This is a genomic window from Sphingomonas sp. NFX23, from assembly GCF_049887795.1.
Taxonomy (GTDB): domain Bacteria; phylum Pseudomonadota; class Alphaproteobacteria; order Sphingomonadales; family Sphingomonadaceae; genus Sphingomonas.
In genome coordinates this window covers 1-14,440 of record NZ_JAGEKH010000006.1, presented here as the reverse complement: position 1 = coordinate 14,440, position 14,440 = coordinate 1, and the positions used below count along the sequence as shown (strand labels likewise).

The 14,440-nt window shown below is 66.9% G+C and carries 14 protein-coding genes; 10 read left to right on the top strand and 4 right to left on the bottom strand.

Annotated elements, in window-relative coordinates; all coding sequences use genetic code 11:
* Position 1 precedes the first annotated feature (1 nt).
* Positions 2-1,153, bottom strand: coding sequence for a cytochrome c oxidase subunit II (coxB, locus tag J4O76_RS16360; RefSeq protein WP_426282940.1), 1,152 nt, complete (start codon positions 1,151-1,153; stop codon positions 2-4).
* A gap of 371 nt (positions 1,154-1,524) precedes the next feature.
* On the opposite strand from coxB, the gene pyrE reads away from it, so the two are divergent.
* The 5 genes from pyrE (at position 1,525) to J4O76_RS16335 (ending at position 5,525) form a co-directional block, all read left to right on the top strand.
* The gene (gene pyrE / locus J4O76_RS16355) at positions 1,525-2,109 is read left to right on the top strand and encodes an orotate phosphoribosyltransferase (protein WP_132895705.1); all 585 of its coding nucleotides are present in this window, start codon (positions 1,525-1,527) and stop codon (positions 2,107-2,109) included.
* A complete protein-coding gene (locus J4O76_RS16350; protein ID WP_426282939.1) occupies positions 2,106-2,846 on the top strand; it encodes a pyridoxine 5'-phosphate synthase in 741 nt (246 codons plus the stop codon). Before pyrE ends, J4O76_RS16350 begins: the two co-directional genes overlap by 4 nt.
* A 177-nt stretch (positions 2,847-3,023) precedes the next feature.
* A complete protein-coding gene (gene acpS / locus J4O76_RS16345; RefSeq protein WP_426282938.1) occupies positions 3,024-3,458 on the top strand; it encodes a holo-ACP synthase in 435 nt (144 codons plus the stop codon).
* On the top strand, positions 3,455-4,450 hold the full coding sequence (gene lepB / locus J4O76_RS16340) for a signal peptidase I (RefSeq protein WP_426282937.1): 996 nt from the start codon (positions 3,455-3,457) through the stop codon (positions 4,448-4,450). Before acpS ends, lepB begins: the two co-directional genes overlap by 4 nt.
* A 1-nt stretch (position 4,451) precedes the next feature.
* Positions 4,452-5,525: an AI-2E family transporter gene (locus tag J4O76_RS16335; protein ID WP_426282936.1), complete on the top strand. Its 1,074-nt coding sequence runs from the start codon at positions 4,452-4,454 to the stop codon at positions 5,523-5,525.
* Positions 5,526-5,630: 105 nt separating this feature from the next.
* On the opposite strand, the gene J4O76_RS16330 is transcribed toward J4O76_RS16335, so the two are convergent.
* Positions 5,631-6,695: a glycosyltransferase gene (locus tag J4O76_RS16330; RefSeq protein ID WP_426282935.1), complete on the bottom strand. Its 1,065-nt coding sequence runs from the start codon at positions 6,693-6,695 to the stop codon at positions 5,631-5,633.
* A 174-nt stretch (positions 6,696-6,869) separates the two neighbouring features.
* On the opposite strand from J4O76_RS16330, the gene J4O76_RS16325 reads away from it, so the two are divergent.
* From J4O76_RS16325 to J4O76_RS16315, 3 genes are read left to right on the top strand one after another with little or no spacing between them, the layout of a single operon-like run.
* A complete protein-coding gene (locus J4O76_RS16325; RefSeq protein WP_426282934.1) occupies positions 6,870-7,802 on the top strand; it encodes a hypothetical protein in 933 nt (310 codons plus the stop codon).
* Positions 7,799-8,314, top strand: a complete 516-nt coding sequence (locus tag J4O76_RS16320; protein WP_426282933.1) for a DUF2141 domain-containing protein — start codon at positions 7,799-7,801, stop codon at positions 8,312-8,314. The genes J4O76_RS16325 and J4O76_RS16320 overlap by 4 nt, the downstream gene beginning before the upstream one ends.
* A 10-nt stretch (positions 8,315-8,324) precedes the next feature.
* Positions 8,325-9,509 (top strand): glycosyltransferase, encoded by a 1,185-nt coding sequence (locus J4O76_RS16315; protein WP_426282932.1) that lies wholly within the window; start codon positions 8,325-8,327, stop codon positions 9,507-9,509.
* On the opposite strand, the gene J4O76_RS16310 is transcribed toward J4O76_RS16315, so the two are convergent.
* Entirely contained in the window at positions 9,451-10,857 is a 1,407-nt protein-coding gene (locus tag J4O76_RS16310) for a DUF2029 domain-containing protein (RefSeq protein WP_426282931.1), read from the bottom strand. The genes J4O76_RS16315 and J4O76_RS16310 overlap by 59 nt on opposite strands.
* Positions 10,858-11,127: 270 nt before the next feature.
* Positions 11,128-11,868, bottom strand: coding sequence for a bifunctional 2-polyprenyl-6-hydroxyphenol methylase/3-demethylubiquinol 3-O-methyltransferase UbiG (ubiG, locus tag J4O76_RS16305; protein WP_426282930.1), 741 nt, complete (start codon positions 11,866-11,868; stop codon positions 11,128-11,130).
* 52 nt (positions 11,869-11,920) lie between these two features.
* Here ubiG and J4O76_RS16300 point away from each other — a divergent pair, with 52 nt between their 5' ends.
* A complete protein-coding gene (locus J4O76_RS16300; protein ID WP_426282929.1) occupies positions 11,921-13,189 on the top strand; it encodes an aspartate kinase in 1,269 nt (422 codons plus the stop codon).
* Positions 13,190-13,244: 55 nt separating this feature from the next.
* The gene (locus J4O76_RS16295) at positions 13,245-14,264 is read left to right on the top strand and encodes an NAD(P)H-dependent flavin oxidoreductase (RefSeq protein WP_353466837.1); all 1,020 of its coding nucleotides are present in this window, start codon (positions 13,245-13,247) and stop codon (positions 14,262-14,264) included.
* The last annotated feature ends 176 nt before the right edge of the window (positions 14,265-14,440 follow it).

Genomic DNA, 14,440 nt, shown 5'->3' with positions numbered 1-14,440 from the left:
CTTACTGTCCCGCGTTGCCGGCGCCGGCCGGGTTTGAGGTCGCGCCCTGCGTGGTCGCGGGGGCTGTAGTGGTCACGTTCTCGACCGGGCCGGTGGCGTTGGCGGTTTCCGCCGCCTCTTCGACCTTCGCCGCGGAGCCGTCGGCGCCGGGCTGCGGGATGACCTTGTCGGACGCCTTGCCCGGGGTCGGCATCGTGCCGCCCTTGGCCTTGACCCAAGCCGCGTATTCGGCGGGCGGAACCGCCTCGACTGCGATCGGCATATAGCCGTGGCGCGCGCCGCAGAGCTCCGAGCATTGGCCGAAATACAGGCCGGGCTTGTCGATCGTGAAGCTGGTCTCGTTCAGGCGGCCGGGGATCGCGTCGAGCTTGATCCAGAACGCCGGGACCGCCCAGCTGTGGATCACGTCGTTCGAGGTCGTGATCAGGCGGATCGGCACGCCAACGGGGAGGACGATGCGGTTGTCGGTGGCGAGCAGCTTGGGGCCGTCGGCATCGGTGCGGCCACGCTCGCCGGCGGCGACGTCAGCCTTTTCCTTCAGCATGTTGGCGGTGATCTCGAAGCCGCCATTGTCCGGATACTGGTAGGTCCAATACCATTGGTTGCCGATCGCCTTCAGCGTCACCGCGCCGGAGGGCGCCGGCTTGAACTGGGCTTGCAGCAGACCGATCGAGGGGACCGCGATCAGCACGAGGATCACGACCGGCGCGAGCGTCCAGATGATCTCGATGAAGGTGTTGTGGCTGGTCTTCGACGCGACCGGGTTGCGCGCCTTGCGGTAGCGGAACGAGACCCAGAACAGCAGCGCGAGGACGAACAGCGAGATGATCGTGATCGTCGGCACCAGGATCGAATTGTGCATCCAGTGCGCGAACTGGCCGTTCTTGGTGACCTGGGGCTGGAGCCCGAACAGGCCATCGGTCGGCTGGCCGATCATCGGCTTGACCGTCATCGCGGGCGCACCGTCCATCGCGAGCTCGGGGCTGGACGGGTTGGCGGTGGGCGTCGCGGCGGCGGTCGTCGGCGCAGTGTTCGACACACCCCCCGGAGCGGCAGCGGCTTGCGGTGCAGGCGTCGCTGCTGGCGTGCTCGCAGGCTGGGCCGCATGCCCGGCGGCACCACCGAGACTCGCCAGTGCGAGCCCCGCTGCCATCGCAAATCCTCTCATCCCCATCTTGCGCATCGTTATTCTTGACCCCGGTTTATAGCGAACCCGATTCCGGACGCGCGGATGTCTGCTTATGATTTGGGAAGAGCTATACCCAGCGGGGGGGCTCGCCTCAAGCCTTGTCTGGCATGGGCCTTTTAAGCGCCTGCCCTAACCGCCCGTCATCCTGACGAAAGTCAGGATCCACGATAACGAACGCCGTCCCCTGTGGCTCTGGGTCCTGACTTTCGTCAGGATGACGGAGAAGAGGCGGGGCGCAACGAAACGCAGGTTGACGGTGAGCCGCCGGTTCTCGTTGCGTGCGGTTTCGCGCGCTCGTATTAGCGCGGGCAGACCATTTGGAGCGATGACCCGCGATGACCGAAGACGACGTGCTCGCCGAATTCCGCGCTGCCGAAGCGTTGCTCGAAGGGCATTTCATCCTGTCCTCCGGCCTGCGCAGTTCGCGCTACCTGCAATGCGCGCGGGTTTTGATGGACCCCGCGCGAGGCGCGCGTTTGTCGGAGGCGCTCGTCGCGTCGATCCCCGAAGAACTGCGTGCGCAGATCGATATCGTGGTCTCGCCGGCGATGGGCGGCGTGATCGCGGGTCACGAAATGGGCCGCGCGCTTGGCGTCGAGGCGGTATTCCTCGAGCGGCCCGATGGCGTGTTCGAACTGCGCCGCGGGTTCCGGCTTGCACCGGGCCAGCGCGTGTTGATGATGGAGGACGTCGTCACCACCGGGCTGTCGTCGCGCGAGGCGATCGCGGCGATCGGGCGCGCGGGCGGCGTGACCGTGGCGGCGGCGGCTTTGGTCGATCGCTCGAACGGGACGGCGGATCTGGGCGTGCCGTTCTTCCCGCTGATCCGGCTCGACGTGCCGACCTATCCGGCTGATGCCTTGCCGCGCGAACTTGCCGCGATCCCTGCGATCAAGCCGGGAAGTCGGGCGGCGGCATGAGCCCCTCCGGCAACGACCACCTGCGCCTTGGGGTGAACATCGATCACGTCGCGACGGTGCGGAATGCGCGGGGGGCGGGGTATCCCGATCCGGTGCGCGCGGCGCTGATCGCGGCGGCGGCGGGGGCTGACGGAATCACCGCGCATCTGCGGGAGGACCGGCGGCACATCACCGACGACGACATCGCGCGGCTGTCGGCCGAGCTGACGATTCCGCTCAATCTGGAGATGGCGGCGACCGACGAGATGCTCGGCATCGCGCTGCGCCACAAGCCGCACGCCGCGTGCATCGTACCGGAAAAGCGCGAAGAACTGACGACCGAGGGCGGGCTCGACGTCGCCGGGCATTACGACCGGATGGCGCGACTGGTGGATGCGCTGGCGGGAGCGGGCATCCGCGTATCGCTGTTCATTGAACCCGACGCGCGCCAGATCGAGGCGGCGGTGCGGCTCAAGGTGCCGGTCGTCGAGCTGCACACAGGTTTATACGCGGAACTGTCGGGCGAGGCGCGGACGGTGGAGCTGCGGCGGCTGACCGACGCAGCGGCGCTAGCGGCGAAGAACGGCATCGAGGTGCATGCGGGGCACGGTCTGACCTACGACAATGTCGCACCGATCGCGGCTATCCGGCAGGTTCGGGAGCTGAACATTGGGCACTTCCTTGTCGGCGAGGCGCTGTTCGTCGGGCTTGGCGAGGCGGTTCGGCTGATGCGTGAGGCTATGGATGCGGCGCGGTAGTAAGGCAGTTTTGTTCGCGCAGAGGCGCAGAGGCGCGGAGCAGAAGAGGGGGCTAGCCCGTGGCTGGATTCTCTCGCTGCCTCACTCGATCTTGCCGCCCTTGCGGCCCTCATACTCTCCGCGCCTCTGCGCCTCTGCGCGCAAATCTAATTTTGTCTTCCGACTTGAGGCGTCGCGATGATTATCGGGCTCGGGTCCGACCTGTGCAATATTGAGCGGATCACCGCCTCGATCGAGCGGTTCGGGGAGCGGTTCGAGCAGCGGGTGTTTACCGATGTCGAGCGGGCGAAGGCAGCGCGGCGGCCCTTTACCAAGGCGGGTACGCTGGCGAAGCGGTTCGCCGCCAAGGAGGCATTTTCGAAGGCGGTGGGGACCGGGTTTCGCGCGGGCGTGTTCATGCGCGATATCGGCGTGGTCAACGCCCCCAGCGGCGCGCCGACGTTGGCACTGACCGGGGGCGCCAAAGCGAGGCTTGACGCGTTGACCCCCGAAGGCCACGCCGCGCGCGTGCATTTGACGATGACCGATGATCACCCGTGGGCGCAGGCCTTCGTGATCATCGAAGCTATACCTCTGATATCCCCGGACATGCGCCAGGATACGAATCGATGAAGGACGCGGCGTTGGACGGCAACGAGTTCCCCGAAAAGCCCCTCGCGCAGGCCCCCCTAGCGCAGACGACGGCGGCGGATACCGCGCCACTGGCCGGCACTACCCCCGAAACGACACGCCGCCGCGGTACCGACTGGTGGGGCGAGGTAAAGGGCATCTTCTGGCTGATCCTGGTCGTACTCGGCTTCCACAGTTTCATCGCCAAGCCCTTCTATATCCCCAGCGAATCGATGCTGCCGGGCTTGCGCATCGGTGACCGGCTGGTGGTGACCAAGTTCGCGTACGGCTGGTCGTTCGTGTCGCCGACGATCCCCAACCCGGTCGCGATCTTCAAGGGCGTGGTGCTGCGCCAGCAGGAAGACAGCTGGAGCGTGTCGCTGCCGTTCATCCACGGCCGCTTGTTCGGCTCGCTGCCGACGCGCGGCGACGTCGTGATCGTGACGCCGCCGGGCACGCATAACGACTATATCAAGCGCGTGATCGGCCTGCCGGGCGATAAGCTCGCGGTGCGCGGCGGGATCGTGTTCCTGAACGGCGTCGCGGTGAAGCGTGGTCCTCTGCATGATACGCTGATCCCGGTCGACACCAACAGCCCGTGCAGCGAGATCGACTATCCCGGCGCGCGCGAGACTCTGCCCGACGGGCGTGAGATGTGCCGCCTGCCGACCTATGCCGAGACGCTGCCGAACGGTCGCCGCTACGAGACGATCGATCTGGAATCGGACAGCCAGGGCGACAATTTCGCGGAGATCACGATCCCCGCGAATCACGTCTTCCTGATGGGCGACAACCGCGATCGCTCGGCCGACAGCCGGTTCGCGCTGAGCCAGCTCGGACTTGGCGGACCGGTGCCGTACGAGAATCTCGGCGGTCGTGCGGAGTTCATTACCTTCAGCCTCGACGGCGATGCGACGTTCAACCCGCTGAGCTGGTGGAGTTCGCTGCGGTCGGATCGCGCCGGCACCTCGCTCCACCCCGCCAAGGTGAACTGAGATGGCCGAGACCAAAACCGTCGACGAATTGAGCCCGGTCGAGATGCGCGATCCGTTCCTGCGCAAGGAACTGAAGCGCGCAGCGATCTGGCTCGGGCTCGCATGCGTGATCGCGCTGCTGATCGTGCTGGTGCAGCCGTTGCTGATCATCTTTGCCGGCGTCGTGTTCGCGGCGCTGCTCGATGGTGGCGTGCGGCTGCTCGGGCGGGTGCTGCCGATCGGGCGCGGCTGGCGGTTGCTCATCGTCGTGCTGCTGACGTTCGCGTTCCTGGTCGGGACGTTCATTCTCACTGGCGTGCAGGTCACCGAACAGGTGACGCAGCTGCGCTCGACGCTGGAATCGCAGGCCAATCGCTTCACCGGCTATCTGACGTCGCAGGGGCTGATGCCGGGTGCATCGGACGTCAACGGGATCGTCAAGCAGGCACTCGGCTCGGTCGGGCGCGTGACGTCGTGGGTGGGCAGCGCGATCGGCGCGATCACCAGCATGTTCATGATCCTGATCCTCGGGCTGTTCATCGCGATGGACCCGGGCACCTATTCGCGTGGGATGCAGTGGATGGTGCCGAGCGATCTTCGCCCCGAGTTCGCCAGGACTTTGGTCAAGATGGGCGCGACGTTGCGGCGGTTGCTCGCCGGGCGCCTGCTCGGGATGGCGGTCGAGGGTGTCGCGAGCGGCATCGCGCTGGCGGTCGGCGGCGTGCCGATGGCGATGCTGCTGGGTATCATCGCGGGGATTTTGGCGTTCATTCCGAACGTCGGCGCGATCGTGACCGGCGTGCTGATGGTCGCGGTCGGGTTCAGCGCGGGCGTCGATACGGGCTATTGGGCGATCGGCACGTACCTCGTGGTGCAGACGATCGACGGGTATGTGATCGTGCCGATGGTCGCCAAGCGGACGGTCGATCTGCCGCCGGCGTTGACGTTGGGTGCGCAGATTTTGGCGAGTGCGTTGTTCGGGATTTTGGGGCTGGCGCTGGCCGATCCTATGACTGCGATGTTGAAGACAGCGCTGGAGCGGCGGTCTGAGCGGGAAGAGGAGAAGGCCGAGGCTGACGATCAAGCTACGGCCTGACGTTCTCCTTACCACTTGTTCCGGGTTCCAGCTCCTCTTCCGTCATCCCCGCGTCCGCGGGGATGACGGGGGGTGACGTCAATGGGGCGGGTAATCGATAGGAAGTTACTGCCTTACCAGCTGGTCAAAGAGGGCGAGGTAGCGGTTGGCTGAGTCCGCGCCCGGTTGGGCAACTGGTTCGGGTCGCTGCCGAGTCGGCTCTAGCCACGCATCCAGCGCTTCAACCAATGCAGCAGCGTCGTCCTTCGCAATCACCGTCCCAAGCTCCGGCCGATCAATAATCTCCGACACCGCCGCGCTCGAGTCGGTCGAGATCACCGGCGTTCCGACGGAAAGGGCTTCTCGCAAAACTCCCGGTACGCCTTCGTACTCCGACGTCAGCACCAGTACCGCGGCGCGCGCCATCACCGGGAGCGGATCGCTGCTGTGGCCGAGCAGGAGGACGCGGCCCCCCAAGCCGAGCGCGTGGATTTGCGCTTCGATCGCCCCCCGCTCGCTCCCCTCGCCGAGGATGACGAGCGGTATCGCTTGGTCCGCCAGCAGCGGAAGCGCGACGATCACGCGGTCCCAGCGCTTCTGCGGTTCGAGCCGGCCGACACCGAGAATGTAGCGCGGTGGCAGGTCGGGCAGCGCAATAGGAATCGCCACCGCCGGCGGGTTCGGGATGACGCTCGTCCGCCCGATCATCCGGGTCGCCAACGCCGCCTCGTTCGCGGTCGCCGGCGTCATCGCGACGAGGTGATCGAGGAAGCTCCCGTGACGCGCGAGCCAGAGCTGGTGCGCGGCGTGCATCAGGCGGCCGTGATCGGCGCGCGCGGGGGCGTTGGACATCTTGGCGACGATCGGCGGACACGTCTTGCCGAGTCGCAGCCGGGTCCATGCCGCGATGCCGGTATAGAAATTACCGGGGCAGAATATGATGTCTGGCGCGAGACGTTGCACCACCTTCGGCAGCGCCAGCAGCCGCGAGGGCGTGACGATCTCCAGACCTTCCGGCAGTTCCGCCGCCAGCGGCCCCGAGATATCCTCGATCGCCAGCGTCACGCGCCGGCCCGCCGCAAGCCAGCCGCGCGCGAGGCGCAGTTGCGCGCGTTCTACCCCGCCGCCGCGCAAGTCCTCGGCATAGGTCAGGATGTGCTGGGCGATCGGTGGCTTGCTCACGAGTGACATATGGGGGTCATCATACTGCGCGATGGGTAGAGCGGAGATCGTGACCGAATGAAACCGACTTTGCGTGCATGCACGGCGGCGGGCGGCTATCAGGCCGCGCGAGGGAAGGCGGGCACCAAGTAGCAGGGAACGGGCGGCGGAACGGCTTGAGGACAATGGTTTGAGGACCGGCGAGTGAACTTCCGTACCAAAACTGCCGATCGCGACGGCTATGCGGATATCGCGCGCGCCGGGCTCGAGCCGCTGAAGGCGCTCGGCAGCCGCTGGCCCGCGATCATCGGTGCGGTGCTGACGCTGGCGATGATTGTCGGATTGGGGCGCGAACTGCTCGGGCATGGCCTTGCCGGACTGTCGCGCTCGGTGCCGCAGGACCCGCGCTTCTATGTGTGTTTCGGTCTGCTCTACATGTCGCCGCCGACCGGGGATTACGTCATCTTCCGCCGGCTCTGGGGTATCCCGCTCGGCGGGCTGGTCGCGCTGATCAAGAAGCGGATCGCGAACGAAGTCGTGTTCGGTTATTCGGGCGACGCGTATTTCTACGCCTGGGCGCGGGCAAAGGCGCGGATGGTGGCATCGCCGTTCGGCGCGGTGAAGGACGTGTCGATCCTGTCGGCGATCGCGGGCAATGCGGTCACGCTGCTGCTGGTGGCGATCGCGTTGCCGCTCGGCCGGCATCTGCTGACGCACGACCAGTTCCGCACGGTGCTGGCGTCGGCGGGCGTGACGCTGGCGATCTCGCTGCCGTTCCTGATCTTCTCGCGCCGCGTGTTTTCCCTGCCGCGCGCGAAACTGTGGTGGGTGTTCGGGATTCATTGCATCCGGCTGTTGTGCGGCTCAGTGTTGATCGCGTTCGCATGGCATTATGCGTTGCCCGGGGTTCCGGTCGGGATGTGGCTGTTCCTTGCCGCCGGGCGCCTGCTGGTGTCGCGCCTGCCGCTGGTGCCGAACAAGGACCTGCTGTTCGCCAACGCCGCGATCCTGTTGATTGGGCAGGACCAGACCTTGTCCGAGCTGATCGCGTTTACCGCCGCGCTGACGTTGCTGGTCCATGTCGCGCTGATCATCCTGTTCGGCATCCATGCCGGGCTCACCCGGTTACGCGCATGATCCGCGCCTGTGTCGCGCTGGCCGCGATCGTTGCGCTTGCAGGGTCGGCCGGGGCGCAGGTGCTCGGCAGCGATGCGGCGGCGTGCCGACCGGGCGAGGGGCCGGCGATCGCGGTGGAGGTCACCGGGCTGAAGGATCGTACGGGCGAGTTGAAGCTCGAACTCTATCCTGATGACGAAGCGGGCTTTCTTAAGGACGACCACGTGCTGATAGCGGCCGGGAAGACGTTTCGCCGGGTGGTGGTGCCAACGCCGCCGAGCGGCGCGCCGATGCTGTGCATCCGGGTACCGCGGCCGGGCCGCTATGCGCTGTTGCTGACGCATAATCGCGACGGGAAGAACAAGTTCAGTTTCTGGACCGATGGCGCCGGGTTCGCGAGCAACGTGAAGCTCGGGCGGTCGCGGCCCAAGGTCGAGCAGGCGCTGGTCGAGGTCGGTGTAGGCGTGACGACGGTGCGGATCACCGTGCAGTATCTGCGCGGGCTCGGCGGGTTCGGACCCGTCACGCCATGAGAGTGGTGGCATGAGAGTCGTCGACGTCAACGAGTTCTACTCGCCGACCGGCGGCGGCGTGCGGACCTATGTCGATCGGAAGATGGGGATCATGGCGGACATGGGCCATGAACTGATCGTCGTCGCGCCGGGCAAGGAGGACCGCGTCGAGGAGCGGCCCGGCGGCGGGCGGATCATCTATCTCAAGTCGCCGGGGATGCCGTTCGATCGCAACTACGGATTGTTCTGGGACGAGGGCGCGATCCACCGGGTGCTCGACGATCTCGATCCGGACGTGGTCGAATGCTGCTCGCCGTGGCGACCGGCGTGGTTCGTCGGCGACTGGGAGGGACGCGCGGTAAAGGCGTTCTTCATGCACAACGACAACATCGCGGCCTATGCGCAACGCTGGTTCGCCGGCGTCGCGAGCCATGACCAGATCGAGCGCGGGTTCGCCTGGTACAGCCGGTACATGAGCCGGTTTCTCGAGAAATACGATGTCGTCGTCACCAACGGCCCGGCGCTGGAGAAGCGGTTGCGCGCGCGCGGACTGCGGATCGATGCGGCGATGCCGCTGGGGATCGAGCGCGGGCATTTCTCGCCGGACCTGCGCGATGCCCGGTTGCGCGCGGCGTTGCTGCGACAGTGCGGCTTGCCCGAAGACGGCATGCTGCTGCTCGGGCTAGGGCGGCATCACGGCGAGAAGCGCTGGCCGCTGGTGGTCGATGCGGTGGCGCGGGCGGGGGCGACTTTGCCGGTCGGGCTGGTCCTGATCGGTGCGGGCGCGCAGACCAAGGCGATCCAGCGCCGGATCGGCGGCTCGCCGCATATCCGGATGTTCGCGCCCGTGTACGACCGCGAGAGACTCGCGCGGATCATGGCGAGCTGCGACGCGCTGATCCACGGGTCGGAGGCGGAGCCGTTCGGGCTGGTCGCGTCGGAGGCGATGGCATCGGGCCTGCCGCTGATCGTACCCGATACGGGCGGGTGCGCGGAGGTCGCGGACCACCATGCGAGCGAGCTTTACGCGGCGCGCGATGCGGAGAGTGCGGCGGCGGCGATCGGACGGTTGTTCGTGCGCGATCCGGCGATGTTGCGGCGCGCGGCGGCGGTGGCGGCGCGGCATGTCCGCAGCGACCGCGAGCATGCGGTCGAGCTCATGGACTATTATGCGGGGCTGGTCGCGGCGAAGCACGGCGTGCGACGTACAGGGTGAATCGCGTGCCGGGGACGGAGACGGCGCGATAGCCGTGGTGTCGGGCGTAGGCGGCCAGGACTGCATCAATCTGATCGTCACCGCTACTCCAGGCGCCTTCACCGCCGGTGAGGATGGCGGACGGATAGCCGAGGAGATGCGTTCGGGCCTGCGATACGAGGTGGAGGGTGTACTCCTGACGCGCGTCGAGCAACGCGGTGCTCCGGAAATAGAAGGGGCCGGTAGCAAAGTGTGGGTCGATCGCTCGGCCGGGGAGAAATTGCGGGGAGAGCGTCGCGACCGGGCCGGCGATGTGTTCGCGGTCCAGCGTCTGGCGAGCGGACGAGGCGTCGCGCATCGCGTCGAGCATTGGGATGCGCCCGCTCGCGACGGCTTCGATCGTGGGGGCGAGACCGGCGCAGGCGAAGACGGTTGCGGCGATCCGCATCGCCTTGCCGGGCGGATGCGCGTGCCAGACTAGCGCGAGACGCACGAATAGCGCCGGCAGCACTGGCAGCAGATATTGCCGCCATGTCGGCACCGGCGCGAGCGCGGCGATCAGGCCGGCGAGGATCAGCAGGTCGAGGATCAGGTGCCAGCGTTGCCGCCTGCCGGTGGTGGCGACGATCGCGAGCAGGGCAGGGCCGAGCGCGAGGAACTTGAGGGTGTCGATAATCTTGACGCTGTTCGACAGCTTCCAGGGGCGGGACTGGTACCATTCGGTTGGCGCCTGGCGAGGGAAGCCGAGCACGCCGAACAGGAAGCCTTCGGGCGATGCGGCGAACAGCGCCAGCGTGAAGAGCGCGAACGGCATTGCGCCAAGCAATGTCCACCACGGGCGTCGGTTGCGGCTGAACAGCGTCCAGATGCCGTAGGTGAGTGCTGGGAGGACATAGGAGATTTTCGCGGTCGCGGCGGCGGCGAGCAGGAGGCCTATCAGGACCGCGTCGCAGCGGCTGGCCTGATCGCGCGCGGTTCTGACGATCGCGGGGAGGGCTAGCGCGAGGCAGGCGGCCGGGAGCGCGTCGTTGCGCGCGGTGCCGATGCTGAAGAGGAGGATGTCGCACGTGGCGAACAGCGCGGTTGCGATGGTTGCGGTGCGCGTGCTGGCGCCGCCGATGCGTGCGGCGCGGTGGACCGCGGCGATGGTGGCTGCGCCGAGGAGGGCGTTGGTTATGCGGAGGGCTGGCCAGGTCCAGGTGCTGGCTAGCGCTGCGATCGGGGCGAAGAGATAGGGTTGGAGCGGGGTCTGGAGGTAAGCGAAGTCTTTGTAGGGGAGCAGGCCGTGCGCGGTGAGGAGGGCGGCGGCGACGTACTGGCTCTCATCGTGGTCGACTGGGCGGAGGAGGGCGAGGGTGATGAGGATCATCGCCAGCGCCGCAAACGGCAAAAGTATGTTCACCCGCGAAGGCGGGTGCCCAGTCTGGGCACCCGCCTTCGCGGGTGAACATGGTTGGGGAGCGGTGTGCTCAGCCACGAATGCCACCATACCCACCGCTTTCACCTCGGCGAAGGCCGGGGACCAGTTGGGGGACGGTGATGGCTAAGGACGGCGCTTCGTTACCCCGGCTTTCCCAACTGGGCCCCGGCCTTCGCCGGGGTGGCGGAGAAGGCGGGGGTGGAGGCGTGTAGGGCAAGGTCAGGCTTTTACGGCGGTCAGGAAGTAATCGAGACTGGTTGAGTCGCTCAGCGCAAACCCGGTCGCCGGCGAGAAGCTCAGCCCTCGCGTGTCCGTCACGCGAAGCCCCGCATCCTTCAGCAACGCGGTCAGTTCCTCGGGCGTCAGGAACTTGTTCCAGTCGTGCGTGCCCTTGGGAATGACGCCAGCGCCCTCCGCCACGGTAATCATTGCCAACCGCGACAACGGCGTCCGGTTGGGCGTCGAAAGAATCAGCAACCCACCCTCCGCCAACGTCCGCGCGAGACCGCGCACGAAGCCGGCAGGGTCACTGACGTGCTCGATCACTTCGAGGCTGGTGACGAGGTCGAACTGCCCGACCAGCCCCTCGACGCCTCCCGCGCGGTAGTCGATCGCGAGGCCACTCTGCGCTGCATGGATCTCCGCAACCGCGATATTCTCGGGTGCCGCATCGATCCCGGTCACCGCGGCACCGAGCCGCGCCAACGGCTCGCACAGCAACCCAGCACCACACCCGACGTCGAGCGCGGTCTTTCCCGCTAGCGGCGTGAAGGTCGAACCGTCGCCGCCCCAATGCGCATCGACCTGCTCGCGGATGTAGCGCAGTCGTGGCGGATTGAGCTTGTGGAGCGGGGCCGACGAACCCTTCGGATCCCACCAGTCCTTCGCCATCGTGCCGAAATGCGCGGCCTCGCGCGGATCGATTGTTGCGTTCGTTACGGTGTCGCTTGCCAGTATCATGCGCGCTACCTATCAGGGCCGCCGCTTCGACCCAAAGGGATTTGCGCTGCCAATGGCCCGTATCGTGATGAAATTCGGCGGGACGTCGATGGCTGGGATCGAGCGGATCCGCAACGTCGCCGCGCGCGTGAAGCGCGAAGTCGACGCCGGCAACCAGGTCGCCGTCGTCGTCTCCGCGATGGCGGGCGAGACCGATCGGCTGGTCGGCTTCTGCCGCGAGGCGTCGTCGCTGTACGACGCCAAGGAATATGACGTCGTCGTCTCGGCCGGCGAGCAGATCACGAGCGGCTTGCTCGCGATCGCGCTCCAGGCGGCGGGCTGCAAGGCGCGGAGCTGGCTCGGCTGGCAGTTGCCGATCAACACGTCGGACGCGCACGGATCGGCCCGCATCGGCGAGATCGACACGGCCGCGCTCGATGCGAGCCTCGCGGACGGTGTCGTCGCGGTGATCCCCGGTTTCCAGGGGGTCGCGGACGGCCAGCGCGTCACGACGCTCGGTCGCGGCGGCTCGGATACGTCTGCGGTGGCGATGGCGGCGGCGATGAAGGCCGACCGATGCGACATCTATACCGACGTCGACGGCGTCTACACGACCGACCCCCGGATCGTGCCTCGCGCGCGGAAGCTGAGCAAGGTCACGTACGAAGAGATGCTGGAACTCGCCAGCGTCGGTGCCAAGGTGTTGCAGACTCGGTCTGTCGGCCTGGCGATGAAAGAGAATGTGCGTGTGCGCGTATTGTCCTCGTTCGAGGATGGCGACACCAATGATGGTCACCCCCTAAGCGGACAACGGGGCACGTTGATCGTGGGCGAAGAGGAAATCGACGATATGGAACGCCAGCTCATCACCGGCATCGCGCACGACAAGAACGAGGCGAAGATCACCCTGACGCAGGTCAGCGATAGGCCGGGCTCGGTCGCGGCGATCTTCGCGCCCCTCGCCGATGCGGGGATCAACGTCGACATGATCGTGCAGAACGTCGCGCATTCGACCGGCTCGACCGACGTGACGTTCACGGTGCCTGCGGCCGATCTGGCGCGCTCGCTCGACGTGCTCGACAAGGCGAAGGACGCGATCGGCTATGCGACGATCGTCCACGACACGCGCGTCGCCAAGGTATCCGTCGTCGGCGTCGGAATGCGCAGCCACGCGGGCGTCGCCTCGACGATGTTCACGACGCTCGGCGAGCGCGGCATCAACATTCAGGCGATCGCCACGTCGGAGATCAAGGTCAGCGTGCTGATCGAAGAGGATTATACCGAGCTGGCCGTGCGCGTGCTGCATACGGCATACGGGCTCGATGCCGAGGATGCGGCTTGAGCTTGATACATAACGACATGATCCCGGCAGGCGCCGGGACGACGGGGATGGATGCATGACGATCGGTACTGAGCGGCTGCAACGCCGGATGGCGCGCGGCGCCGCGTTCCTCGGGTCGGAGGTCGCGATTCTCGGCGGCGCGATGTCGTGGGTGAGCGAGCGTCACCTCGTCTCGGCGATCTCGAACGCAGGCGGGTTCGGCGTGATCGCGTGCGGCGCGATGACGCCCGCGCTGCTCGATACCGAGATCGCCGCCACCAAGGCGATGACGGACAAGCCGTTCGGCGTGAACCTGATCACGATGCACCCCGACCTGTTCGAGCTGATCGCGGTCTGCGCCAAGCATCAGGTCGGCCACGTCGTGCTCGCTGGTGGCCTGCCGCCCAAGGGCAGCATCGAGGCGATTAAGGAAACCGGCGCCAAGCTGATCGCGTTCTCGCCGGCGCTGGCGCTCGCGAAGAAGCTGATTCGGAGCGGCGTCGATGCGCTGGTGATCGAGGGGATGGAGGCCGGCGGCCATATCGGCCCGGTCTCGACCAGCGTGCTCGCGCAGGAGATGCTGCCCGAGATCGCCGAGCAGGTCCCCGTGTTCGTCGCCGGCGGGATCGGTCGCGGCGAGGCGATCGCCGGGTATCTCGACATGGGCGCGGCGGGTGTCCAGCTCGGCACGCTGTTCGTGTGCGCGACCGAGTCGATCGCGCACGCCAATTTCAAGAAGGCCTTCATCCGCGCGTCGGCGCGCGACGCTATCGCCAGCGTGCAGATCGATGCGCGGCTTCCGGTCATCCCGGTCCGCGCGCTGAAGAACGCGTCGAGCGAGTTGTTCACGGCGAAGCAGCGCGAGGTTGCCGGGCATCTTGATGGCGGTCGCGTGGAAATGGCCGAGGCGCAGTTGCAGATCGAGCATTACTGGGCGGGTGCACTGCGCCGTGCGGTGATCGACGGCGATGTCGAGCATGGCTCGGTGATGGCGGGCCAGTCGGTCGGCATGGTCAAGCGCGAGGAGCCGGTCGCGGACATCATCGGCGGATTGATGGCGCAGGCGGCGGCTGCGCTCGAGGCGCGTGCGGTTTAGCGCTCGATCCTCCCCCGCAAGGGGGAGGATCGAGAGGGTGCGCCTTCTACATGCTGATGTTCACAAAAGCGTCTACCTAGCACCACCCCGGCGGAGGCCGGGCCCAGTTGGGGGACGTCGCTGACTAAGGTCGCGCTCCGTTACTGCAACCTTTCCAACTGGGCCCGGCCTCCGCC